Origin of the sequence: Pseudoalteromonas rubra (genome assembly GCF_005886805.2) — a bacterium.
Lineage (GTDB): Bacteria > Pseudomonadota > Gammaproteobacteria > Enterobacterales > Alteromonadaceae > Pseudoalteromonas > Pseudoalteromonas rubra_D.
Map to the genome: position 1 here is coordinate 2028344 of NZ_CP045429.1, position 23018 is coordinate 2051361.

The 23018-nt window shown below is 45.3% G+C and carries 17 protein-coding genes, 4 tRNA genes and 2 rRNA genes; 18 read left to right on the top strand and 5 right to left on the bottom strand.

Features of this window, described 5'->3' with window-relative positions; genetic code table 11:
• Positions 1–68: 68 nt before the first annotated feature.
• Positions 69–665: a TetR/AcrR family transcriptional regulator gene (locus tag CWC22_RS08745; protein WP_138536895.1), complete on the bottom strand. Its 597-nt coding sequence runs from the start codon at positions 663–665 to the stop codon at positions 69–71.
• 557 nt (positions 666–1222) lie between these two features.
• Positions 1223–1299 (bottom strand) — tRNA-Pro (locus tag CWC22_RS08750).
• A 483-nt stretch (positions 1300–1782) separates the two neighbouring features.
• Here CWC22_RS08750 and CWC22_RS08755 point away from each other — a divergent pair.
• Both CWC22_RS08755 and CWC22_RS08760 read left to right on the top strand, forming a co-directional pair.
• Positions 1783–2853: a hypothetical protein gene (locus tag CWC22_RS08755; RefSeq protein WP_326838535.1), complete on the top strand. Its 1071-nt coding sequence runs from the start codon at positions 1783–1785 to the stop codon at positions 2851–2853.
• A 591-nt stretch (positions 2854–3444) separates the two neighbouring features.
• Entirely contained in the window at positions 3445–4257 is an 813-nt protein-coding gene (locus tag CWC22_RS08760; protein ID WP_138536897.1) for a hypothetical protein, read from the top strand.
• A gap of 602 nt (positions 4258–4859) precedes the next feature.
• Here the strand turns inward: CWC22_RS08760 and CWC22_RS08765 are convergent.
• Positions 4860–5018 carry a hypothetical protein gene (locus tag CWC22_RS08765; RefSeq protein ID WP_164517566.1) on the bottom strand — a complete coding sequence of 53 codons (159 nt, stop codon included), beginning with the start codon at positions 5016–5018 and terminating at the stop codon, positions 4860–4862.
• Positions 5019–5730: 712 nt separating this feature from the next.
• Between CWC22_RS08765 and CWC22_RS08770 the strand changes: the two genes are divergently transcribed.
• The 12 genes from CWC22_RS08770 to CWC22_RS08825 all read left to right on the top strand — a co-directional run bounded on the left by CWC22_RS08770 (position 5731) and on the right by CWC22_RS08825 (position 15587).
• Positions 5731–6492 (top strand): SDR family NAD(P)-dependent oxidoreductase, encoded by a 762-nt coding sequence (locus CWC22_RS08770; RefSeq protein ID WP_171045000.1) that lies wholly within the window; start codon positions 5731–5733, stop codon positions 6490–6492.
• A gap of 831 nt (positions 6493–7323) precedes the next feature.
• Positions 7324–8133: a hypothetical protein gene (locus tag CWC22_RS08775; RefSeq protein WP_010385329.1), complete on the top strand. Its 810-nt coding sequence runs from the start codon at positions 7324–7326 to the stop codon at positions 8131–8133.
• A 19-nt stretch (positions 8134–8152) separates the two neighbouring features.
• A complete protein-coding gene (locus CWC22_RS08780) occupies positions 8153–9001 on the top strand; it encodes an alpha/beta hydrolase (RefSeq protein ID WP_138536901.1) in 849 nt (282 codons plus the stop codon).
• The gene (locus tag CWC22_RS08785; protein ID WP_138536903.1) at positions 8964–10439 is read left to right on the top strand and encodes an AMP-binding protein; all 1476 of its coding nucleotides are present in this window, start codon (positions 8964–8966) and stop codon (positions 10437–10439) included. Before CWC22_RS08780 ends, CWC22_RS08785 begins: the two co-directional genes overlap by 38 nt.
• 1 nt (position 10440) lies before the next feature.
• A complete protein-coding gene (locus CWC22_RS08790) occupies positions 10441–10683 on the top strand; it encodes an acyl carrier protein (protein WP_171045001.1) in 243 nt (80 codons plus the stop codon).
• A 74-nt stretch (positions 10684–10757) separates the two neighbouring features.
• Positions 10758–11666 (top strand): chlorinating enzyme, encoded by a 909-nt coding sequence (locus CWC22_RS08795; RefSeq protein ID WP_138536907.1) that lies wholly within the window; start codon positions 10758–10760, stop codon positions 11664–11666.
• Between the two features lie 99 nt (positions 11667–11765).
• On the top strand, positions 11766–11990 hold the full coding sequence (locus CWC22_RS08800; RefSeq protein ID WP_138536909.1) for an acyl carrier protein: 225 nt from the start codon (positions 11766–11768) through the stop codon (positions 11988–11990).
• Positions 11990–12724: a thioesterase II family protein gene (locus CWC22_RS08805; RefSeq protein WP_138536911.1), complete on the top strand. Its 735-nt coding sequence runs from the start codon at positions 11990–11992 to the stop codon at positions 12722–12724. The genes CWC22_RS08800 and CWC22_RS08805 overlap by 1 nt, the downstream gene beginning before the upstream one ends.
• 30 nt (positions 12725–12754) lie before the next feature.
• Positions 12755–13318 carry a GNAT family N-acetyltransferase gene (locus CWC22_RS08810; RefSeq protein ID WP_171045002.1) on the top strand — a complete coding sequence of 188 codons (564 nt, stop codon included), beginning with the start codon at positions 12755–12757 and terminating at the stop codon, positions 13316–13318.
• Between the two features lie 10 nt (positions 13319–13328).
• Positions 13329–14327, top strand: a complete 999-nt coding sequence (locus CWC22_RS08815; RefSeq protein ID WP_138536916.1) for a succinylglutamate desuccinylase/aspartoacylase domain-containing protein — start codon at positions 13329–13331, stop codon at positions 14325–14327.
• Between the two features lie 43 nt (positions 14328–14370).
• Entirely contained in the window at positions 14371–15201 is an 831-nt protein-coding gene (locus CWC22_RS08820) for a hypothetical protein (RefSeq protein WP_138536918.1), read from the top strand.
• A gap of 50 nt (positions 15202–15251) precedes the next feature.
• Positions 15252–15587 carry a cupin domain-containing protein gene (locus CWC22_RS08825; RefSeq protein WP_010385318.1) on the top strand — a complete coding sequence of 112 codons (336 nt, stop codon included), beginning with the start codon at positions 15252–15254 and terminating at the stop codon, positions 15585–15587.
• Between the two features lie 68 nt (positions 15588–15655).
• Here CWC22_RS08825 and CWC22_RS08830 read toward each other — a convergent pair.
• Positions 15656–15732 (bottom strand) — tRNA-Pro (locus CWC22_RS08830).
• A 163-nt stretch (positions 15733–15895) separates the two neighbouring features.
• Positions 15896–17314 (bottom strand): alanine/glycine:cation symporter family protein, encoded by a 1419-nt coding sequence (locus CWC22_RS08835; protein ID WP_010385312.1) that lies wholly within the window; start codon positions 17312–17314, stop codon positions 15896–15898.
• A 616-nt stretch (positions 17315–17930) separates the two neighbouring features.
• Between CWC22_RS08835 and CWC22_RS08840 the strand changes: the two genes are divergently transcribed.
• The 4 genes from CWC22_RS08840 to CWC22_RS08855 all read left to right on the top strand — a co-directional run bounded on the left by CWC22_RS08840 (position 17931) and on the right by CWC22_RS08855 (position 22971).
• A 16S ribosomal RNA gene (locus CWC22_RS08840) occupies positions 17931–19463 on the top strand.
• A 76-nt stretch (positions 19464–19539) separates the two neighbouring features.
• Positions 19540–19616: transfer RNA gene (locus tag CWC22_RS08845), tRNA-Ile, on the top strand.
• Between the two features lie 115 nt (positions 19617–19731).
• Positions 19732–19807, top strand: a tRNA-Ala gene (locus CWC22_RS08850).
• Between the two features lie 284 nt (positions 19808–20091).
• A 23S ribosomal RNA gene (locus tag CWC22_RS08855) occupies positions 20092–22971 on the top strand.
• The 16S and 23S rRNA genes sit together here with 2 tRNA genes alongside, the layout of an rRNA operon.
• Positions 22972–23018: the final 47 nt, after the last annotated feature.

Sequence of the window (23018 nt, forward strand, 5' to 3'; positions counted from 1 at the left end):
TCAAAAAAAGGCTGAAGGTGATCAGCCAGTGTTTTATCCTGTTTTACTCTACTCTGCAGGTGTTAGAGTTAGTCACTTCCATGCCAGTCTAGTATTAAACGCTCTACACCGAGCCAGAATCGTTTTGTACTCTCATCCTGTCCATACATGGAGTGATACAAGTGTGCACTCAAATACAGCCCATAGAGCTCAAAAGTGGCTTGTATTGGATCTAAGTCAGATCTAAACTCCTTGTTCTCTATGCCTTTTCCTATCTGAATTTTCAGATAACTTAACCAGCTTTCTATGGCCTGCTTGAGCACTTGTTGCGCAGGTGTTTGGTTAACGCATTTCTCGCGCCAGGCATCTAAGAACATGCAACTGCCCTGAAATGATTGATTCCAGTTGAGCCAGTGATTTAGTAGCGCTGTAATTTTTTCTTTATAACAAGTGCATTTGTCAGCACGGGCAGGCACAATAACTCGCTGTATAAATATTTCGTTGGCATATTCAACAACTGCTGCCTGCAAGTTTTCTTTTGCATTGAAATGCGCAAACAAGCCGCTTTTCGACATACCGCATTGTTTAGCCAGCTCGCCTATCGTCAGGCTTTCCAGGCCATTCTCACTGGCTAACTTAAAAGCGACGCTTAAAATATTATCGCGGGTCTGTTTACCTTTGCTCATATATTACTCACTACTACATTAAGTCTATTTATAGCACGACCGTTCTTTTAATGGTAGTAATACCTTTGATAGATGATGGGCGGGGAGGGAAGGTCACGGTAAGTGAGGTGTCTGCTAGCCTCAAATAGATAAATCGTTGCCGAGCTTGCATGGTCTTTGTGCACTTGATGAACGCCAAAGGCATTTCTCAAGTTTGATATGTGGTAGGTTGAGTTATTAGGATGGAGTCAAGGGTAGGCCTCAGATAAGGTTGACTCGATATAAATCATGTTCGCCGCAGAGTTGAATAGAGATAGTAATAGAGGGAATTGTAACGGGTCTTATGTCTCCCTCAACGTAGGGTGGCGCATCATCAGGCTGAGTTTTTTTGTTGCGTGACCAGTGTTTGAGTTTTGTTTTTTGACATTAAGTAATTTTATTTGCTTCTCTTTGGCTTTTATTAGAAACAACTAATGGTTATCAATGACCTAGTCATATTGGGCATTAAAAAATGAGAAATTATAAAACTGGATTCGGATGACTTCTAAGAACAAAGAAAGATTTTAGGGGGAGAAGAATGGTCGGCATAGCAGGATTTGAACCTGCGACCCCTGACACCCCATGACAGTGCGCTACCAAGCTGCGCTATATGCCGACTTGGTTGCCACTATAATGATTTTTATCAGAAAGGCAACACCCACTCGTGCGTTTGGGCATTAATTAGACATGCCGTCACTTTGTCAAAGCCAAGGCTAAGTCACCTGTCAGGTTATTAAGACACTTATACATATGTGATGCGGAGTGTTGTGTGTACTAAGCATCAGCATGCTTGCAGTAATCCGCGACAACGACTATACCTTTGCCTCAAATGTTATGAATTTGTTTTAGTAATGAACAGAGCAAACTGACTCAGGTTGATAGGAACGCATCAATGTTTTACAGTAATGCACATCGCATGCTTATGTATGTGTGTAAGTTTAAGCGAATTTTTCTACCCAGTGTCTAAGTTAAATAATAATAATAAACTAAACGAACGGCGCACCGCCATTGAACATGGTCTCCTTAGAGTCGTTCTTGCTTGCGTTTCTTTGTTAAACGAAAAACGTGCTTTTTACAGGTATAGACAGCAATGAATAAAATGGAAAAAATATTTGTAAGTGTAGTAAACAGCCAAGACCCGCTGCATCGAGAATCTTTTGAGTACCAAACTGTATTTCTCAGTAAAGTAAAACCAGATCCAACTAACGGCCGCTTTTTGCCTTGCGCATTAATATCAGATGAAGATGCTAAGTTGTTCATCGAAAAGCGACTCTCCAAGCGACAACTCGTGGAAAAGTATGAAGCTGAAGAACGTGTCATTGTTGGTAAAAATTGCATTATAAACTGTATGAAATATGGCTCCTTTGAATGGAGCAAAGCGCAAAAAAGCATAGACACAATAGTTGAGTTGGGTGACAACATTGCAGTATGTGAAATGATTCAGGTGCCAACGATCTACCCTATTGAAAATGGGGACTTTCAAATATTGACCGGGCACAGGCGATTTTTTGCATTGGTGTATGCAAAAGGGTACGACTCTTATGAGCAGTTCAAGGTATATGATCGCAGACCATTGTTTACTAAGGTTAAGCAATTCCAGGAAAACGCGAGTCGTGAAGACTTACCGCAATATGGTAAGTTACAGGCGTTTCAAAATGCATTGAGCGAGATTAACGCACTGAACAAAGCACGTAAATCCGCCGGGCATAAAGCACTCACCATTAAGGAAGTGGCTGCAAATCTGGGTATCTCTATGGGGGCCTATGATAATTACAATGTGTTGACTCGCTATCCGAGCGTGCTCAGAGCTTACGAAGAAGGCTGCTCGTTATCTTTTCGAAAAGCAAAAAAAATAGTCACTTCTGTTGAGTCTGAATATAAACAAACACATGGTAAGAAAGCGCTTAATGCGCTGGATAAGCAAACCATTTCGGAATCAATTTATGCCCGGGTAACAGGCAAGCATCAGATCCGTAAACCCGCGAGTGATATTTATAAGCTCGAGCCAATTCGTTCAGCTTCGGCCCTGAAGACTTTGCTTACAAATGATGTTACAAAAATTGATTGTGGTGTTAACTGGCAAGACTTGGACTGGGAAGATCACGCGAGTATTTCTTCCGCATTGATCCAATTAAGCAAGTATCTAAATCAAGATCAGCCTCAGCGTTGAATTCATCTGGGTTTATTCTAAAACTAGCCTTTATCCTTAATGAGGCTGTTGCCGTTTTTGGGGGGTTGAGTGCATTTTGTAAATCACCGCGTATAGAACATAACCATTGCAATAAGACAAATGTCTAACTTGATAAAGACTAGCTCCCCAAGTATTACTGTATTAAACCGTTTCTGTTCGAAAAACATACAGCTCATTTTGGGCAGCAATTTGGTTTTTTTACTTCTTGTATCTCTACCAAGCATATTTGCTTGAAGCTTTAATTTAGATAAATACTACGTCATAACTTGAACACAGATCCGGGCTGCTTTAAGCGATCAGGTACCAAATGTTGCCGTCTCGATGCGTTATCTTGTTTCGCTGGAACTTGGGGGTGTGAAAAGTTATGTACAGTTTATATTAATCCTATTTACGTAGTTTATGCAGTGGATGTGGGAAAATTGTTGCATATCTCCAGATCTCACCCGTGAGATCTGGAGATATGCGCCGTCAAAAGGGACTGCTGGATGTATAGGCAAACGTATACTCTAAGCTTGCTAGACGCCCAGTATGTAAAGATGATAGCCGTTTGATTAAAAAGGGGTTGAGGGAATGAAGAGAAAATATTTAGCAAGAATGTTTGATATTGCAGGGGCGGAAAGAGTTGACATTTTAACTTTAGAGGATGCTTTTAATGACGTTCATGATGGTGAGTTTGACGTAGTATTACTACGCGTTGAAGCACAGGACAGTGTTGATTTTTGGTGGGAAAAGCACGCTGCACAAGGTATAGGAGACAACACGTATTCAGCTGACGTTAATACTATAGGGATGAGGCTTGGCAAATTACAAAAGGCGTCAGATGATGAATATGAGGCAAGGTCGCAGTTGTATTTTGATTCTGCTAAGGCTGTCAACTCCACACTCAGGCAAACTCCTTACTTTACATTTTTTGAACGAGAGTTAAATGCCAGAGCACTGGAGGTAGAGCAGGATCTGGAAATGCTTATAGCCTCTCGATATGAGTATCCACCGTCGACTGAAAAACATTTCAGTTCTGCACCGTATGCGAATTCTATTTCCTATGCTCGTGCCAGTAAGTTCTGGCCTGTAAAAGAAAGGTACCCGCAAACGGCGGCTTTTCTTACCGTACAAAATGCAACGAATTGCGCTGGGTTTACGATGTGGGATTATTTGCCGGCAAGTCTCGGTGAAGTGGATGAGTTTTCAGCGCTGTACGACAAAGACAAAGACAAGGCTTTGGCTTTTTTGGGTCAATACAGCAGCATAGAAATCAATCCCAGTGAGGGCGACCTCTGTGTTTTTAACTGCCGAAAAATGCATGGTATTAAAACATGTAACACATTGAGAAAAACCATAGGCTCATTCTTCATTAAAGAAGATGGCTGGCGTATGTTCGGCTGAGTTGGATTAGAAAAAGCACTAGTGGTGCTTGCATTGTCAACGACAGGCAAGGCGAGATTGGTACATAACCCACTTTAACTTTGGTAAATAAGAGATTTTACAACATGTTAGCCCACACTGTTCTCTGGCAAAGAGCAAACTCGCCTTCGTTTTTATACAGACCATATGTTAGCAAGCGGCATGCATCCAGCGTATCAATAGATGATTGGACATAGCCGCGTTTCGTGACAGAAATACACAGTGATGAGTCACGTCATTGAGATGGTGGGCGCGGACTTAAGTCCCGCCTGATGCAGTCATAATTTTTAATGTGCCGATGCAGTAAGTGCACATTTATTGATCTAGCGCAAAAAGTAATCACCTAAGCTGAGATAGAATCTGGATATTGGGTGAAAAAGCGCTTAGATGGTCATAAAATATTGTTTTGGCAATAGCAAATATAACGAGAAAAGCCCGACGCTGTATTGTTAAACTTTGGTGCTGTTAGCACTTAAAGGTGCCATTGAGCTGTTTTATATACCTGGTACTGAAAAGTGCACAGTGTTACATTCTTAAAAGCTCAGGATCAGGCGACTGGCTTTGCCCTTTGTTGCTGTAATAAATTAAGCGCTTTTTGTGGCTGTATGCTCCTCCTTGAGTTTTTTAAGAAATTGATTTTGTACTTCTTCCAGCTTGATGTGAATACCTTGCCGGGTGTTAGATGCGCCTTGTAAATATCCGCTTTTAAAGGCTAACTTAACCAGTTCATCGTTTGTTCTCATAGTCCATGCCTCTGTCTATTTGTTAGGAAACACAGGGTAACGACACTGTAAAATACACAGAATACCTGCAGTACGAAATACGCATTGTGAAAAAAGTATTACGAATAATCCATGAAAAAGTAACATGGTATTCAGATACTTTAAAGTGATTTATGAGTACTTAATTTCAAAGTCTCTTATTATCAACAAAAATACAGCGTAAAGTCATACCAGCCTGGATGGCATCTTCATTGACAAACACAGGAATTCAATCAACGTTTTTAAGCACCTGAACCAAGTTTGTGAAAGATCTGAAAAAGGTACAAGTCAGATGTGTTAATCTGAGCTGGCCGTTTTATTTTTACTACAAAGGTGTGAGTAATGATTCTGGCCCTGTTATTTGTGTAGGTTGGTAGTCAATGTTCCTTTGCAGCCCGTCATGTTTAGCCGAATAGATTCAGAAAGACCCTGAACAGTATTTTATTGTTGGTCTTTGCATGACGATCAAAAGTGTATCTGATGTACTTAATTCGCCAGGAACCCAGGAAAACCCGTATTTTATTAATATATTACTTAAGTGTATCGGTTTAACGCTGAGCTGTTTTATGCGGATATCTTTTATGATACAAATCAGGTGTTTGTCACCTCTATGGAACGATAACAAGAACCGAATATGTCTTGCTCCGCGCGCAGGGGTGAGCTTGCTTTATTTCATTTAACCAGGAAAGAACGAATGAATTTTGAGAATAAAAAGGTTGTGATTACGGGTGCAAGCCCGGACTTTGGACAAACTCTGTCTATACTGTTTGCGCAGATGGGCGCTGAACTTTTTTTGTCTGCCAGGACGCTCGAGAAGGTTAACGCGACCGCTAAGCTGGTCAGGGAAGTGGTCCCAGGTGTAAAAATATCGACATTTCAGGTGAATGTTAGCAATCCTGCCGAGATCGAAAAGTTTGCACATGACGTTCGGGAAATATCAGATGACATTGACATTCTCATTAACAATGCATCTTACTGGCTTGAGGGCCATCTTACTGATGTTGATGACGAAGACATAGTTGAAACGATAAATTCAACCGCTACAGGCAGTGTCCTGATGACTAAACATTTCCTGCCATTGCTCAAAAACTCGAAATCACCCGACATCATTTTTGTTAATAGTACAGCTAGCTTAAACAACAATATACACTCGATCGCCAGCGAAGCATTTAGTGCGGCTAAGTCAGCTCAATCCACTTTTGCGGACAGGCTTCGCCAACGTATGAAAGGGCAAGGGGTGCGCGTAATTTCGGTGTATCCGCCTAACTTTGATAATCCATCGCCGTTAGATGACGTTCAATGGAATGAGCGCAGATCACATACGCAATTGAGATACCTGAGTGCCCGAAACGTGTTTGAGTGTATTAAATTTGCGTTGTCTCAGGACCGGGTTTGCTCAATCGATAAGATTGTTTTGAGTAATAACAATCCAGCAGAAACCGAGGTGATTGACTAAGCCTGACCCGAGTGCCTCAAAAGATATAGGCCCAGCAGGGTTAGCCGAACATTGAATGATTGAATTGATAAAGATTCATAAATAGCAGGTATGCAAGCGAGCATTTAACAGTTATGTAGGAGATCTCACGGGTGAGATCTCGTTTTATTTGAAAAGCAATACAGATCAGGATGGTTATCATTATCTCAATAAATTTTGACGGAGAGTGCTTGCTCAGGCCAATGCGTGAATACGTGTCGATACTCAGAGTCGAGCCGATTGAGAAAGCTCTGTCGTTTGAGAAATGTTGCCAACATGACAGAATTCCAATCATTTAACTATCAAACAAAGCCAGCATACAGACTTTGAACGCCTATTTTGCGCAGATCCTTTATCAATGCTGTCTACATTCAGGCTGTAAAAGCTGCAGTTGAGTAGTTGATAAATACCGCTGAATTCCATCCTGATGCACATACCCTTCAAAGAAATCATAAAAAAGCTCCCTGGCTACATTACGTAGAAAACTGCATCAATACTGCTGCCTTAGTTCTGACTTTAATTTAATTAATTATTATTAATCAATGGCTTAAGCTTTAATTTTGCTATGGTATTGGCTAACTCAATGAGTGCATTGTTGCTGTCATTTTAACTTTCTCTTCGAGTTAACTTAAATCAAAGTAACTTTATGTAAAAATAATTTACGTAAAGACTTGACGGTCTAAGATACTTTATGGCAACTTAAATACCAATCCAGAGCAACACACATCTGGTTAAGTTCTGGAATAAAAAAAGCGCTTGCAGGTGATAGAGCAAGTAGTGGAAAAATACATAGTCACTAGGGTTGAGGGAAGCATGAAAGAATTTAAGGCAAGAATTTACGATTTTGACGGCACTGCGAAAACGGACTCTTTATCACTTGAGCACGCGTTTAATCTTGTACATGGCGGTGAATACGATGTCATTTTATTACAGGTAGAGTCGCAGCAAGGTGTTGAATTATGGTGGGGAAAGCATGCCGATCTGGCAATGAATGGCCACCGCTACCACACCGGTATCATGACAAGCGGTATGACACTGGGCAAGTTACAACGGGCTACCAATGAGGAATATCAGGCGACGTCTGAGCTTTATTTTAACTCGGCAAATGTGGTTAACGCAGCGCTTAAGCAAACGCCTTACTTTGAGTTTTTTGAACAGGGCTTGAGCGCAAAAACACTGGAAGTGGAACCCGGGCGTGAAATGCTGATTGCATCGCAACGTGAGTATCCGCCTTCAACTGAAAAGAACTTTAGCTTTGCACCCCATGCGGACTCTATTTCTTATGCACGGGCAAATGATAGCTGGCCAATTAAAACCAGTTACCCGCAAACGGCTGCCTTTATCACGGTACAAAATGCTGCAAACGAAGCTGGTTTTGTAATGTGGGATTATTTGCCAAGTAGCCGCAGTGAGTTGGATGAGTTTATTGCGCTGTATGGCAAGGATGAAGCACAGGGGATGGAATTCCTGGCGCAGTTCGAAAGTATGGAGATTAACCCGGAAGTAGGTGAACTGTGTATTTTTAATTGTCGCAAAATGCATGGTATTCAGACGTGTGACACGTTACGTAAAACTATCGGCTCGTTCTTTATCAAGCAAGACGGCTGGCGCATATTCGACTGAGTAAATTATGAAAACATTAATGAAAAAATTCATAAATAGGGGCGTGCCAATACTCAGTATGCACACCGAGCGGGTCGAAAACAGGCCTGATGTGATTCTGGTTTTGCCCTTTGGCACTGAACTGGAGGCGGCTAACAGCTTCATTGCGAGCCTGGATCAGACATGCAACCTGTATACGTGGCAAAGCCGTCATATTTTGGACGACAACGATGAATTGCAAGTTCAGGCACTGACCATGGCGTCACATGCTGCGGACTTAGAGCAACTGATTGAAGAATACGCGTTGCACGAACCTGTGATTGTGGGTTACTGCTCCGGCGCTGCCGTGGCACTGCACTTTGCAGCGCGAAGTGACAATTATCAGGCCCTGTTTTTGGTTTTTGGCGAATACGCTTTGGCTGAAAGAAGTAAAGAGTACGAGATACCAGCACATTACTTTGAAGTGGATACTTTGTTGAGAATGGCTGCCAAAAGCCGAGCGTTTAGCACTATGTTAAGCGACAAAATGTCGGATGCGGGTTTTGCCAGTCAGGTTGCGGATGAAGCGAGATTTTTCAATAAACCTTACTTCAATGAATTGTATTTGCATCGTTATGCTTTGAATTATCTGGACTTTGTGAGTCACGATTATCTGGATGATGCGAAGCAGCTTGAGAAACACGTTTATGTGTATTGCTCCGATGAAGACAAGCATGTCGGCACGGACACATCAGTGGTGATAAGTAATGCGCTGAGAAACAGCACGCTGGTCAGAGGGAAGTTTGATGACCACTACGCATTTTGTCGCCCTGAAACAGGCATTTTACAGCAATTAAAAAAGGATATTTCTCATGAAATCAGCAGCAGAGAATGTTTACACGCAGTTTGAGCTGAGCGTCGCAAAACATCCAGACCGCATTGCGCTGGACAGTGACAAACAACAGCTTAGTTATCGCACTTTATATCAATCGGTGGAGCAGCTCGCAGCGATTTTATCAGAGCAGGGAATTACGCAGCAGGATGTCGTATTGGTAAAACTTGAACGCTCCATTGAGTTTATCACGGTTGTGTTGGCATTGTTGCGAGTCGGTGCGACTTATCTGCCGGTGTCGAACAAGCTCAATGAGTCGGACCTCAGCTTTATGTTGCAAGAAACTCAGGCGCGTTTTGTGATTTGTACAGATGTTACATCACTTCCAGGAATGGGCATTGAGGTGCTTGATATTGTGGACATGCTGGCTCAGCAACCCGCGAAATCTGCACCCGGGGTTACCCGCAGTCGTGAAGCGTGTGTCTACATTATGTATACATCGGGTTCAACAGGCAGACCCAAAGGCGTCAGAGTACCTGACAGAGCCATCCAGCGTCTGGTCGTAGACAGTGATTATATCCAAATCACGCCAGAGGATGCGATTTACATGACGGCTGATATTTCATTCGACGCTGCGACCTTTGAGATATGGGGCGCGTTATTAAATGGCGCAAGACTCATTATTGATGGTGCTGAGTTTAGTCCTACCAGGTTTATGCGTAACGTCGCAGTTAAGAAGGCGACTATTGCTTGGCTTACATCTGGGTTATTTCACATGTTGGGTGCGAACCGCCCTGAGGTGTTTCGGCCATTGCGGGCCATCCTTGCCGGTGGAGATGTACTCAGTAGCGCGGTGATCCGCTCCGTGCTGAATACTTGTCCGGATCTGACTGTAATCAATGGCTACGGCCCGACAGAGAATACAACGTTTACATGTTGTTATGTCATGGATGACGTGACCTTACCACAAGACAATGTCCCGATAGGATATCCAATTAGAGGCACTCATATCGCAATTTTGGACGACGAGCTGGAGCATGTGAGTGATGGTGAGTCAGGGATTTTGTATGCCTACGGTGACGGTGTTGCACTGGGGTATGTTGGTGACAGAGATAAAGACAATGCATTTTTCTATAACGAAAAAATCTCCTCAGGGCTGATTTATCGCACTGGCGATAAAGTGAAACGCTTAAACGGAAGAATTCATTTCCTGGGGAGAGAAGATAATCTGGTTAAAGTACGCGGATACCGGGTATCTATGGAGTTTGTTACAGAGAAACTGTATCAGCTCGACTATATAGAAAATGCGTTTGTTCACTTAATTAAAGATCATGCAGGAAATAATGCTTTGAGTGCAAAGGTAACGACTAAAAAGCCTGTGTCATCGAAATTAATAAAACAAGAACTGGCAACTATGATTTCACCTTATATGGTGCCAGATATTATTGAAGTAAAAGAAAAGTTTAGCTTAAACAAAAATGGCAAAATCGCCAAAAATCAACTTATCGAGGTGTAATATGCAAAACAGTAATCTAGTTAAAGATATCGTGCTGGAAAAAGCACAGGCCACATTTAGTGGTATCGAAATTGACGAAAAGACAGACTTTTTCTCAGTTGGGATAAGCTCTCTCGCAGTGGTTAACTTTCAGATGGAAGTTGAGCAAGCGTTGAACTGCACGGTCGAAACATCCGAGTTAATGGCTAATTCGACTTTAGGTGACTGGATCAACCTTTACCAGTCTGCAGCGCAAACAAACTGATTTAATTAACATCAACTAAAACCAAACTTATTTAAATAAACCAATTTAATCAAATTTTTATTAAGGAAAATACAATGAGCTTTTATCTAACTGAAGAAGAAATCCAACAAATGCGTACAAACGGTTATATCGGTCCTTTTGACCTATATGAGCGAGACGAAATTATTGAAAAGTACAAGAATATCCGTGCCAAAATGTTTGACCGTAAAAATGCCGCCTATGATCTGGAACACACCAGCGTAGTATCTGGCTATGACCGTCATCTGGATATTGACGCGCTCAGCGAGCACGTTATGAATCCGATTATAGTTAACAAGGTAAATTCAATCCTGGGCCCGGATTTAATCTGCTGGCGTTCAGAGATGTTCCCCAAATATCCGGGCGATGAAGGCACAGACTGGCACCAGGCGGATACCTTTTCTCACGCATCTGGCGCGCCTCAAATCAGATGGCCAGGTGAAAGCGACTTTGGTGGTGCAATCACCGTATGGACTGCACTGACAGATGTGTCTGAAGAAGTAGGCTGCTTGTGCTTTATTCCAGGCACACATGAAGAAATGTACTACGACGAATCAAAAGACATGGAATATACACCTGATGAAGTGAACGCGCTTGAAAAAGACGGTGTAAAACGCGGATTCTTTGGCTATGACTATCGCAACCTGCAAAAGGACCCAAGCTGGAAGCCGGATGAGTCTCAGGCCGTACCAATCAAAATGAAAGCAGGTCAGTTCGTGATTTTCTGGTCAACCCTGATGCACTCATCATTACCAAATATCACAAAAGACCAAACTCGACTGGGCTTTGCTGCACGCTATGTGCCTGCAGCGGTAGATATTTACCCTGACACTGATTCAGTCACAGAGTACGGCAGTGAACTGTCACTTGAAAAGTATGGTGTGGTTTCAGTATCCGGTAAACGCCATGATAGCCATAACCGAGTCCTGGATGAGAGTCTGAATGGGTTTAGCTTTAAGCGCTAAGTCATTGTATCGCGTCGTGAAGCTTCTTACTTCGTAGCATTGCCCTGATGTGTTCACAGGCAAGTGAGAAGCTTAATTCGCTCGAAAAGGAGAGTTGAAATGCAAACACAAGAGAAGATTTTAAGCATAGTCGCTTCGCTGGTAAAGGATGTACCGGCAATTGCTCTGGATACGCAGATTAATGATTTAAACATCAGTTCCATGCAGGCAGTGATGATGGTGAGTGAGATTGAATCTACGTTCAATATTGCTTTACCAATGCAAGAGTTCTATGTGCGTGAGTGTATACAGGATCTGGTTCAGTTTGTTGAGGAGGCTGCGTAATGTGGTTGAAACACATTAGCTCTGAGGGCACTCCGTCAGCCAGGGTGATTTGTTTTGGGCACGCCGGTGCCAGCCACGTTGATTTTGTTAAATGGCGAGACCTTCTGCCCTCAAACGTAGAGATCATTGCCATAGCATTACCAGGACGGTGTGAGCGGGTGAAGGAAACACCAGTAAACGACATTCAGGTATTGGTACGTGAGATTGCCGCGGCAGTTGCAGAGTTGCCGGCGGTGCCAACCAGTTTTTATGGTCATAGCTTTGGTGCCGTGCTCGCTTATGAAACTGCGGCATTTTGCACTAAGCACGCACTTTTACCTGAACTGCAACGGGTGATTTTGTCAGCCAGCGCTTTAAAAAAACGCCGTATTCTGCAAGGCGTCAATATTGCGGATATGGATGCCGTATTGTCGGTGTTTATCGAGCGTCAGTACATCAGTGAGCAGTACGCACAAAATAAAAAGCTTATGTCTTTGGTACTTCCGTACTTGCTGGCAGATATTTGCTGCAAAGAAGAGTGGGAAATTGATAACACCATCAAGCTGGCAGTGCCGATCCATACGGTGGCTTGGGACGAGGATGCCCTGGTTGACCCACCGCAAGTACACAGTTGGGTTGTACGCAGTGAAGTGCCCCAGTTGTGTCGTCAGGTGACGTTACCAGGCGCACACCTGGCATATTTAAATTCACCAGCTGAGTTTATCGAAACAATTAATGAGTTCATCGTTGAATAGTTGAGGAACCAAGCGGATAAGGAGCGCGTCGTGCAAGATTTATGGAAAAGTGTCCGGGTCAGGGCATTTCAGGAGTCCGATATAGACCAGCATATTGCGTACTGGCACAACCCCGAGAACACCTTTCTGGAAGATTTGGGGGTTGACCGGCAGCGGTTGATACCTGCGCACAAAATGCGTGAACAATTGCAATATGTGCTCAACAAGATGCCCCAGGCATGTAGTTTGTTGACTATTGAGTATCAGGGACAAGCCATCGGCGTACATGAATTAACGGATGTAGTTGAACAGGAGAGTGGGGTAATGCATGCCAGTATCTGGACTTCGGAATTTCGTGGTCTGGGCATCGGCAAAGTATCTTACGTAAAGGCTATGCAGTGGTACTTCGAGCACTTGCCATTGCAGCGGATCCTCTTTAAAACGCCGAAAAATAACCGGGCAGCGAACAAACTAAAGCAAACGCTCAAGATTAAGCAGGTTGGTGAATGTACTTATGAACTCCCCATATTCGGCCGACCGATTGAAGCCCATTTATATGAGATGACGCGCAGCGCGTTTGAGCACCAGGTTGCGCTTGCCGCGCCCAGGGAATGAGGAGAAAACCATGGACAAACAGGTAGAACAGGCGCTGGCAAGGTTCAGTGCGTTTCGAAGCGCAAAGACGCTGGGCAATTTTTCAGTAGAGCAAATTGATGAATGGGGATTTACTCTGGTGCCGAAAGGAAGTGAATCGGAAGACGGCAGTTTCCACAGCGACCTGACCCTTATCGCACTGAACCACGGCAATGAAGTGGGCGGACTGGCAGTACTAAATGCCTTATGCCAGGAGATTGACAATGGTCAGTTAACCCCGGATTTACGGATCACATTTTTATTGGGTAACGTTGCCGCGGCTAAAGCAGGTAAACGTTATCTGGAACAGGATATTAATCGCACTTTTAACACTCAGGCGCACGACAGCCTTGAGTCACAAAGAGCAAAACAACTGGAGCCCATTGTCAGAAACTCCCGGTTTATCCTGGATTTTCACCAGACAATAGAGCCGACCAATACGCCGTTTTTTGTGTATCAATATAATCGACTCGCTGCACTGTTTGCGCATGCAGTAGACAACGCGCTACCGGTGATCACCCACAAACAGTCAACAGCAAGTACGCTCGGGGGCATGCGGTGTGATGAATTTGGTACCCATTGCGGATGTGTGTCGATTGCGCTGGAACTGAGCCAGAAAGGATTCGACCAACAAGGCATTGAGCTTGGGGTATTGGCTGCTAAGCGCGCAGTGGCTGCTGTTGAAAATTGGACAGAAGTTAAATCACAGGCCCCGAAACAAGTAAACCCAATGTGGACCTGGTCACATATTGAGACATATCCGCAAGAATATGTGCAGTTACATACCGGGCTGCAGAACTTTACTGAAGTTGAAGCCGGGCAATTACTGGGTCACACGCAATTAGGGATTGCGGTACAGGCTGCTCAGTCGGGCGCTTTACTGTTCCCCAAACACATTAAAGTGGGTGAGCCAAAACCGGGCGAGCTGTATCGCATCTTAAAACAAGTCAATTACTTTGCTACGTCAGGCCCGGGCAGGGCGGTGGCGTAATAAACAGAATTTTAATTACTCATAAATTTATTAAGGAAAAGTCATGAAACATAATTACGTAAGCTCAATAAAAAAATGGACCGTCGCACTGGCCACAGGTTTGCTGCTCACCAGTGGGGCCGCGATGGCAAAGAAAGGGGTGACAACGCCAGACGGGTTTGAATCCGTACTCGTGCTGATGGGAACAGGCACCATTGATAAGCATAACCCAGAGCCTCATCCGGGGGTTATTAACTGTGATGGCCTGATCTGTGATGGTGAGTTTTTCCAGAAGGAGATCATGGGCCGTACGGATGCTGAAATTGCTGAAGTCGCGCAGCTGGCAAAAACGTTTTACCTTGAACGGTTTGGACTGGTTGCAGATGACCTGGTTGCAAATAATCGCGCCACGTTCAACAGCTTTACTTTGAATCCGGATTTTGAGTATCGACTGCAAATTGCCACCGGCATGAAAGCAAAAGGCGAAGGCTGGATCATCCGCGATGGCGGTTTTAACCTTACGATCACCGACCCTCAGGGAGTACCCATGGCCGGTGAAATGACGGGCCGTTTAGCCAAACCTGGCGATCAGTTCCTGTTCGGCAGCTACAATATTCTGGTAACGAACAAAAAGGGAAAACCGAAAAAAGAACTGGTTATTGACTATCGCTCACGCGTTCCTGCGGTTTCAGATGAAGACGGCTTCAGGTTGCAAAGCTTCCTGTCGAGTGAAGAGTTTGGTGAAGGTTTGGTACTGGGCACCATCTTAACCAGAGACGGCGCGGATGAAACAATCAAAGTGAATGGCCGTACTGTGATTTCTTTCCCGGCCGAAACACAACTTGATTCATTCCCGGCTTTCCCGGCCTTTGACGATAAGCCTAAAAGCAAATAACACAAACCTGAAGGGGCATAGTCCCCTTCACCTTTTAAATGGTGGTGAGTATGGATAACAAAATAAACATAAGCGAGGCGTTAGCATCGGTAACGGAACATTGGTCACAACGCGTGCTTGGTGAGGCAAATGGCCAGCTATATAAGGTGGCCAAAGGGCTGGGCGCAACAAACTGGCACAAACATGACGACCAGGACGAATTGTTCATCCTGTATCAGGGCCAGTTAAACATTGAACTCAGAGACAAAACCATCGAGCTGAAACCACAAGATATGTTTATTGTACCAAAAGGCGCAGAGCACAGAGCCGTCGCGCCGGTTGAAGCAGAGTTTGTGATTGTGGGTATGAACATTACATCGACCAAAGAAGGCGGAAAACCGAATTAATAGAGAGCGGATCAGAGTTAACCAAAAGAAATATAAAGCGAGGAAATTGCTGGTGGAGTGAGAAAAAATGGTCGGCATAGCAGGATTTGAACCTGCGACCCCTGACACCCCATGACAGTGCGCTACCAAGCTGCGCTATATGCCGACTTGGGATTCACTATAATGATTTTTTGATGAAAGGCAATAAGTAATTGTTTCAATTGAATGTTATTTGTACTTAATTGGTTTGGCTGCGGATTTGTTGCACAGTTTATTTGCAGAGGAAGGAAAAAGAGGGAGGTAGCATTGGCTGCTACCTCGGTAATGGATTACTTGTGCCAGATGCCTTTAGGCAGAGTCTTTAACACTTCAGGTTTTTGCGAAGGGTCAAAAACAGGGGTTTTGCCTTGTTTAAGCTGGGCACGGTAGTCTTTAGCTAACCAGATAACAATGCCTGATAACATGAACAATGCAACTACGTTGACGATGGCCATCAGGCCCATCGAGATATCAGCAAGTGTCCAGATCAAACCAAGCTCGCCGACCGCACCAAACATCACCATAGCCAGTACACAGGCTCGGAAGATAAACAGGCCTTTCGGATGGTTGTGCTCAAGGAACAGTAAGTTGGTTTCTGCATAACTATAGTTTGCGACAATGGACGTGAAGGCAAAGAACAGGATAGCGATGGCAACAAAAATCGCGCCCCAGTCACCGACATGCTCAACCAGTGCAGCCTGTGTTAACTGAATACCCGTTACACCAGATTCTGGCACAAGCTGGTTTGATAACAGAATAAGTGCCGCTGTGGCACTACAGATAACAATGGTATCAACAAATACGCCAAGCATCTGAACGTAGCCTTGTGAAGCTGGGTGATTTGGATTTGGCGTTGCGCTTGCTGCGGCGTTTGCAGCACTACCCATACCGGCTTCGTTAGAAAACAGGCCGCGTTTAATCCCTTGGATCATGGCCTGCATCACAGCATAACCTACAGCACCGCCTGCGGCTTGTTCAAAACCAAGCGCACTGTTGATGATCAGCATAAAGACGTCAGGTAATTGGCTGGCGTTCATGACACATACAACGATGGCCAGCAATAAATAGGCGATAGCCATAAATGGCACGGCCAGCTCGGCAAATCTTGCTATGGTCTTAAGGCCACCAAAGATAATAAAGGCTGAGCCGCAGACTAGCAAAAGGCCCATTACGTATTTAGGTACGTCAAAGGCAACTTCAAATGCTGCGGCAATCGAATTCGCTTGTACGGCATTAAACACTAAGCCAAACGCCAGGATAAGACATAAAGAGAAGAGTACACCCATCCAACGCTTGTTCAGTCCATACTCCATATAATAAGCAGGACCACCACGGAAGTTGCCTTCATCGTCTTTGGTTTTGTATAGCTGAGCCAGTGCACTTTCTGCAAAGCTTGTCGCCATGCCGATAAGCGCGATTAGCCACATCCAAAAAATAGCACCTGGCCCCCCTAAATAGAGTGCAACAGCCACACCGGCCATATTACCGGTTCCTACCCGGGCGGCAAGGGAAGTACAAAAAGCCTGAAAAGAAGAGATACCGTCTTTGGCGCCGCTTCGGCTGTTTGCCATCACTTTAATCATGTATGGGAATTGGGTGAACTGAATGAAACCCAGTCGGAGGGTAAAGAAAACACCTGCTGCAATTAATAGGTATATAAGTATATGACCCCACAGCAAGCCGCTTATTGTATTAAAAAAGTCAGCCATTGGATTACGACCCTTATTATAGATATAGCAGAACGGGTAAATAAGGTGGCGTAATTTACCACAGGAGCGCGTTCAACTCTAAATATTATTGTCTTATCCACAGGTTTTTGTGGGTAACTTGTGTGGTGTTTGTGCGATTTTTTGGGGTAAAAAATTAATCCAAAAAAGTGCTAAAAAGCGCTTGCGCTGGGTTTTGATTTCCCTATAATGCGCATCCACCGACACGGGGCACAACGCTGAAAAGCAACGAGCCAACGAGTTGGGAGTCAAATAAAACTTGATTCTGAAATTTCTCAAAATTAAGTGTTGACATAAAATGGGAAGTGATTAGAATGCACAACCCTCAGCGCTAACAGCGCAGCGACATTGAGTCGCACCGGGTAACCGGATTATGTTCTTTAAAAATATGAAGCAATCATCTGTGTGGGCACTCGTACAGATTGAGTTCTAACAGCGAAATTCAGTTTACTGAATGACGCACAAAAATTTAGAGTCTCAACTGAACTGAGTGACTAACATAGTCAATTCGTTTTGATTTTACTTTTTTAAAAGTAGAAACAGACAAAATCAGAATTCATTGAGCATGGTTTGAAGTTTACTTCAAACAAAAAACTTTTAATTGAAGAGTTTGATCATGGCTCAGATTGAACGCTGGCGGCAGGCCTAACACATGCAAGTCGAGCGGTAACATTTCTAGCTTGCTAGAAGATGACGAGCGGCGGACGGGTGAGTAATGCTTGGGAACATGCCTTGAGGTGGGGGACAACCATTGGAAACGATGGCTAATACCGCATAATGTCTACGGACCAAAGGGGGCTTCGGCTCTCGCCTTTAGATTGGCCCAAGTGGGATTAGCTAGTTGGTGAGGTAACGGCTCACCAAGGCGACGATCCCTAGCTGGTTTGAGAGGATGATCAGCCACACTGGAACTGAGACACGGTCCAGACTCCTACGGGAGGCAGCAGTGGGGAATATTGCACAATGGGCGCAAGCCTGATGCAGCCATGCCGCGTGTGTGAAGAAGGCCTTCGGGTTGTAAAGCACTTTCAGTCAGGAGGAAAGGTTAGTAGTTAATACCTGCTAGCTGTGACGTTACTGACAGAAGAAGCACCGGCTAACTCCGTGCCAGCAGCCGCGGTAATACGGAGGGTGCGAGCGTTAATCGGAATTACTGGGCGTAAAGCGTACGCAGGCGGTTTGTTAAGCGAGATGTGAAAGCCCCGGGCTTAACCTGGGAACTGCATTTCGAACTGGCAAACTAGAGTGTGATAGAGGGTGGTAGAATTTCAGGTGTAGCGGTGAAATGCGTAGAGATCTGAAGGAATACCGATGGCGAAGGCAGCCACCTGGGTCAACACTGACGCTCATGTACGAAAGCGTGGGGAGCAAACAGGATTAGATACCCTGGTAGTCCACGCCGTAAACGATGTCTACTAGGAGCTGGGGTCTTCGGACAACTTTTCCAAAGCTAACGCATTAAGTAGACCGCCTGGGGAGTACGGCCGCAAGGTTAAAACTCAAATGAATTGACGGGGGCCCGCACAAGCGGTGGAGCATGTGGTTTAATTCGATGCAACGCGAAGAACCTTACCTACACTTGACATACAGAGAACTTACCAGAGATGGTTTGGTGCCTTCGGGAACTCTGATACAGGTGCTGCATGGCTGTCGTCAGCTCGTGTTGTGAGATGTTGGGTTAAGTCCCGCAACGAGCGCAACCCTTATCCTTAGTTGCCAGCGATTCGGTCGGGAACTCTAAGGAGACTGCCGGTGATAAACCGGAGGAAGGTGGGGACGACGTCAAGTCATCATGGCCCTTACGTGTAGGGCTACACACGTGCTACAATGGCATATACAGAGTGCTGCGAACTAGCGATAGTAAGCGAATCACTTAAAGTATGTCGTAGTCCGGATTGGAGTCTGCAACTCGACTCCATGAAGTCGGAATCGCTAGTAATCGCGGATCAGAATGCCGCGGTGAATACGTTCCCGGGCCTTGTACACACCGCCCGTCACACCATGGGAGTGGGTTGCTCCAGAAGTGGATAGCTTAACCTTCGGGAGGGCGTTCACCACGGAGTGATTCATGACTGGGGTGAAGTCGTAACAAGGTAGCCCTAGGGGAACCTGGGGCTGGATCACCTCCTTATCGACTTAGAACTAATTTGTTCGAAGTGTCCACACAGATGATTGTTGATTAGAATTAGAGAACACAAACATTGTTTGGGTCTGTAGCTCAGCTGGTTAGAGCGCACGCCTGATAAGCGTGAGGTCGGTAGTTCAAGTCTACTCAGACCCACCACTTCTTCCCGATGCTGCGTTATTAAGCTCGTCGTTTAGAAAACACTAAACGTCCTCACTTAATGCCTGGCCTCGAAAAGAAGCTCGGTTCAAAGCAATGTTATTCCTAGTAATGTGGGGCTATAGCTCAGCTGGGAGAGCGCCTGCCTTGCACGCAGGAGGTCAGCAGTTCGATCCTGCTTAGCTCCACCACTTTACTACTCCTTCTCATAGATAAGCACTCTTAAGACAGTTACTTAAAATAAGAAACTGAGAGTTTTTAACTCTGGGAAGCAATTCTCTTGCTCTTTAAAAATTTGGAAAGCTGATATTAAATTCTCGGAATGACAATGAAAATTGTTGTTCTGTAGAGTTTTCGAAAGAAAAATGCCGATAAATTCGAAAGAATTTATTAGCGTCTACTTTAGTATTACTTAACTTCTGGCGAAGTTAAAACTGTCTTTAGCAGTACAATTCAAAACTATTTTGGGTTGTATGGTTAAGTGACTAAGCGTACACGGTGGATGCCTTGGCAGTTGGAGGCGATGAAGGACGTACTAACTTGCGATAAGCCTAGTTGAGCCAGTAAGAGGCACTTGAGACTAGGATTTCCGAATGGGGAAACCCGGCCCTTTGGGTCATCATGCAGTGAATACATAGCTGTATGAAGCGAACGCGGAGAACTGAAACATCTAAGTACCCGTAGGAAAAGAAATCAACCGAGATTCCGAAAGTAGCGGCGAGCGAAATCGGATTAGCCCTTAAGCTTTAATGTAGTTAGTGGAACATTCTGGAAAGTATGACGATACAGGGTGACAGTCCCGTACACGACAACTTATTTAAAGTGAAATCGAGTAGGTCGGAGCACGTGAAACTTTGACTGAATATGGGGGGACCATCCTCCAAGGCTAAATACTCCCAACTGACCGATAGTGAACCAGTACCGTGAGGGAAAGGCGAAAAGAACCCCTGTGAGGGGAGTGAAATAGAACCTGAAACCGTGTACGTACAAGCAGTAGGAGCCCCTCGAGGGTGACTGCGTACCTTTTGTATAATGGGTCAGCGACTTATATTCTGTAGCAAGGTTAACCATTTAGGGGAGCCGTAGCGAAAGCGAGTCTTAACTGGGCGCTTAAGTTGCAGGGTATAGACCCGAAACCCGGTGATCTAGCCATGGGCAGGTTGAAGGTCAGGTAACACTGACTGGAGGACCGAACCCACTAACGTTGAAAAGTTAGGGGATGACCTGTGGCTAGGAGTGAAAGGCTAATCAAACCGGGAGATAGCTGGTTCTCCCCGAAATCTATTTAGGTAGAGCCTCGGACGAATACTTACGGGGGTAGAGCACTGTTAAGGCTAGGGGGTCATCCCGACTTACCAACCCTTTGCAAACTCCGAATACCGTAAAGTACTATCCGGGAGACACACGGTGGGTGCTAACGTCCATCGTGGAGAGGGAAACAACCCAGACCGTCAGCTAAGGTCCCAAAGTGTATGTTAAGTGGGAAACGATGTGGGAAGGCTAAAACAGCTAGGAGGTTGGCTTAGAAGCAGCCATCCTTTAAAGAAAGCGTAATAGCTCACTAGTCGAGTCGGCCTGCGCGGAAGATGTAACGGGGCTAAACATACCACCGAAGCTACGGCTGCGAACTTAGTTCGCGGGGTAGGGGAGCGTTCTGTAAGCGGCTGAAGGTGAACTGTAAGGTTTGCTGGACGTATCAGAAGTGCGAATGCTGACATGAGTAACGATAATGCGGGTGAAAAACCCGCACGCCGGAAGACCAAGGGTTCCTATCCCATGTTAATCAGGGTAGGGTGAGTCGACCCCTAAGGCGAGGCTGAAGAGCGTAGTCGATGGGAAACGGGTTAATATTCCCGTACTTGGTATAAATGCGATGGGGGGACGGAGCAGGCTAGGCAAGCATGGCGTTGGTTGTCCATGTGAAAGGCTGTAGGCTGGTGACTTAGGAAAATCCGGGTCGCTAAGGCTGAGAGTCGAGACGAGCCACTACGGTGGTGAAGTTGTTGATGCCCTACTTCCAGGAAAAGCCTCTAAGCTTCAGTTTATATCGAATCGTACCCTAAACCGACACAGGTGGTCAGGTAGAGAATACTAAGGCGCTTGAGAGAACTCGGGTGAAGGAACTAGGCAAAATTGTACCGTAACTTCGGGAGAAGGTACGCTCTTACTTGTGAAGACTTCGCGTCGTAAGCAGGCGAGAGCCGCAGTGACCAGGTGGCTGGGACTGTTTATTAAAAACACAGCACTGTGCAAAATCGTAAGATGACGTATACGGTGTGACACCTGCCCGGTGCCGGAAGGTTAATTGATGGGGTTAGCTTAGGCGAAGCTCTTGATCGAAGCCCCGGTAAACGGCGGCCGTAACTATAACGGTCCTAAGGTAGCGAAATTCCTTGTCGGGTAAGTTCCGACCTGCACGAATGGTGTAACCATGGCCACGCTGTCTCCACCCGAGACTCAGTGAAATTGAAATCGCAGTGAAGATGCTGTGTACCCGCGGCTAGACGGAAAGACCCCGTGAACCTTTACTACAGCTTGGCACTGAACATTGACCCTACATGTGTAGGATAGGTGGGAGGCTTTGAAGCGCAGTCGCTAGATTGCGTGGAGCCGTCCTTGAAATACCACCCTTGTAGTGTTGATGTTCTAACTTAGGCCCCTAATCGGGGTTGAGGACAGTGCCTGGTGGGTAGTTTGACTGGGGCGGTCTCCTCCCAAAGAGTAACGGAGGAGCACGAAGGTTGGCTAAGTACGGTCGGACATCGTACGGTTAGTGTAATGGTAGAAGCCAGCTTAACTGCGAGACAGACACGTCGAGCAGGTACGAAAGTAGGTCATAGTGATCCGGTGGTTCTGAATGGAAGGGCCATCGCTCAACGGATAAAAGGTACTCCGGGGATAACAGGCTGATACCGCCCAAGAGTTCATATCGACGGCGGTGTTTGGCACCTCGATGTCGGCTCATCACATCCTGGGGCTGAAGTCGGTCCCAAGGGTATGGCTGTTCGCCATTTAAAGTGGTACGCGAGCTGGGTTTAGAACGTCGTGAGACAGTTCGGTCCCTATCTGCCGTGGGCGTTTGAGAATTGAGAGGGGCTGCTCCTAGTACGAGAGGACCGGAGTGGACGAACCGCTGGTGTTCGGGTTGTCATGCCAATGGCATTGCCCGGTAGCTACGTTCGGAATCGATAACCGCTGAAAGCATCTAAGCGGGAAGCGAGCCTCGAGATGAGTTCTCACTTTGACTTTAAGTCAACTGAAGGGCCGTTGAAGACTACAACGTTGATAGGCGAGATGTGGAAGTGGTGTGAGCCATTGAGCTAACTCGTACTAATTACCCGTGAGGCTTAACCATACAACGCCAAAGTGGTTTTGTTTGTTAGAAGTTAAGAATTAAAGTAG

What these genes read in the sequence shown, in the direction of transcription:
- CWC22_RS08745 (WP_138536895.1), bottom strand. Translation starts at nt 665, where the DNA reads ATGAGCAAAGGTAAACAGACCCGCGATAATATTTTAAGCGTCGCTTTT.
- CWC22_RS08755 (WP_326838535.1), top strand. Translation starts at nt 1,783, where the DNA reads ATGGAAAAAATATTTGTAAGTGTAGTAAACAGCCAAGACCCGCTGCAT.
- CWC22_RS08760 (WP_138536897.1), top strand. Translation starts at nt 3,445, where the DNA reads ATGAAGAGAAAATATTTAGCAAGAATGTTTGATATTGCAGGGGCGGAA.
- CWC22_RS08765 (WP_164517566.1), bottom strand. Translation starts at nt 5,018, where the DNA reads ATGAGAACAAACGATGAACTGGTTAAGTTAGCCTTTAAAAGCGGATAT.
- CWC22_RS08770 (WP_171045000.1), top strand. Translation starts at nt 5,731, where the DNA reads ATGAATTTTGAGAATAAAAAGGTTGTGATTACGGGTGCAAGCCCGGAC.
- CWC22_RS08775 (WP_010385329.1), top strand. Translation starts at nt 7,324, where the DNA reads ATGAAAGAATTTAAGGCAAGAATTTACGATTTTGACGGCACTGCGAAA.
- CWC22_RS08780 (WP_138536901.1), top strand. Translation starts at nt 8,153, where the DNA reads ATGAAAAAATTCATAAATAGGGGCGTGCCAATACTCAGTATGCACACC.
- CWC22_RS08785 (WP_138536903.1), top strand. Translation starts at nt 8,964, where the DNA reads ATGAAATCAGCAGCAGAGAATGTTTACACGCAGTTTGAGCTGAGCGTC.
- CWC22_RS08790 (WP_171045001.1), top strand. Translation starts at nt 10,441, where the DNA reads ATGCAAAACAGTAATCTAGTTAAAGATATCGTGCTGGAAAAAGCACAG.
- CWC22_RS08795 (WP_138536907.1), top strand. Translation starts at nt 10,758, where the DNA reads ATGAGCTTTTATCTAACTGAAGAAGAAATCCAACAAATGCGTACAAAC.
- CWC22_RS08800 (WP_138536909.1), top strand. Translation starts at nt 11,766, where the DNA reads ATGCAAACACAAGAGAAGATTTTAAGCATAGTCGCTTCGCTGGTAAAG.
- CWC22_RS08805 (WP_138536911.1), top strand. Translation starts at nt 11,990, where the DNA reads ATGTGGTTGAAACACATTAGCTCTGAGGGCACTCCGTCAGCCAGGGTG.
- CWC22_RS08815 (WP_138536916.1), top strand. Translation starts at nt 13,329, where the DNA reads ATGGACAAACAGGTAGAACAGGCGCTGGCAAGGTTCAGTGCGTTTCGA.
- CWC22_RS08820 (WP_138536918.1), top strand. Translation starts at nt 14,371, where the DNA reads ATGAAACATAATTACGTAAGCTCAATAAAAAAATGGACCGTCGCACTG.
- CWC22_RS08825 (WP_010385318.1), top strand. Translation starts at nt 15,252, where the DNA reads ATGGATAACAAAATAAACATAAGCGAGGCGTTAGCATCGGTAACGGAA.
- CWC22_RS08835 (WP_010385312.1), bottom strand. Translation starts at nt 17,314, where the DNA reads ATGGCTGACTTTTTTAATACAATAAGCGGCTTGCTGTGGGGTCATATA.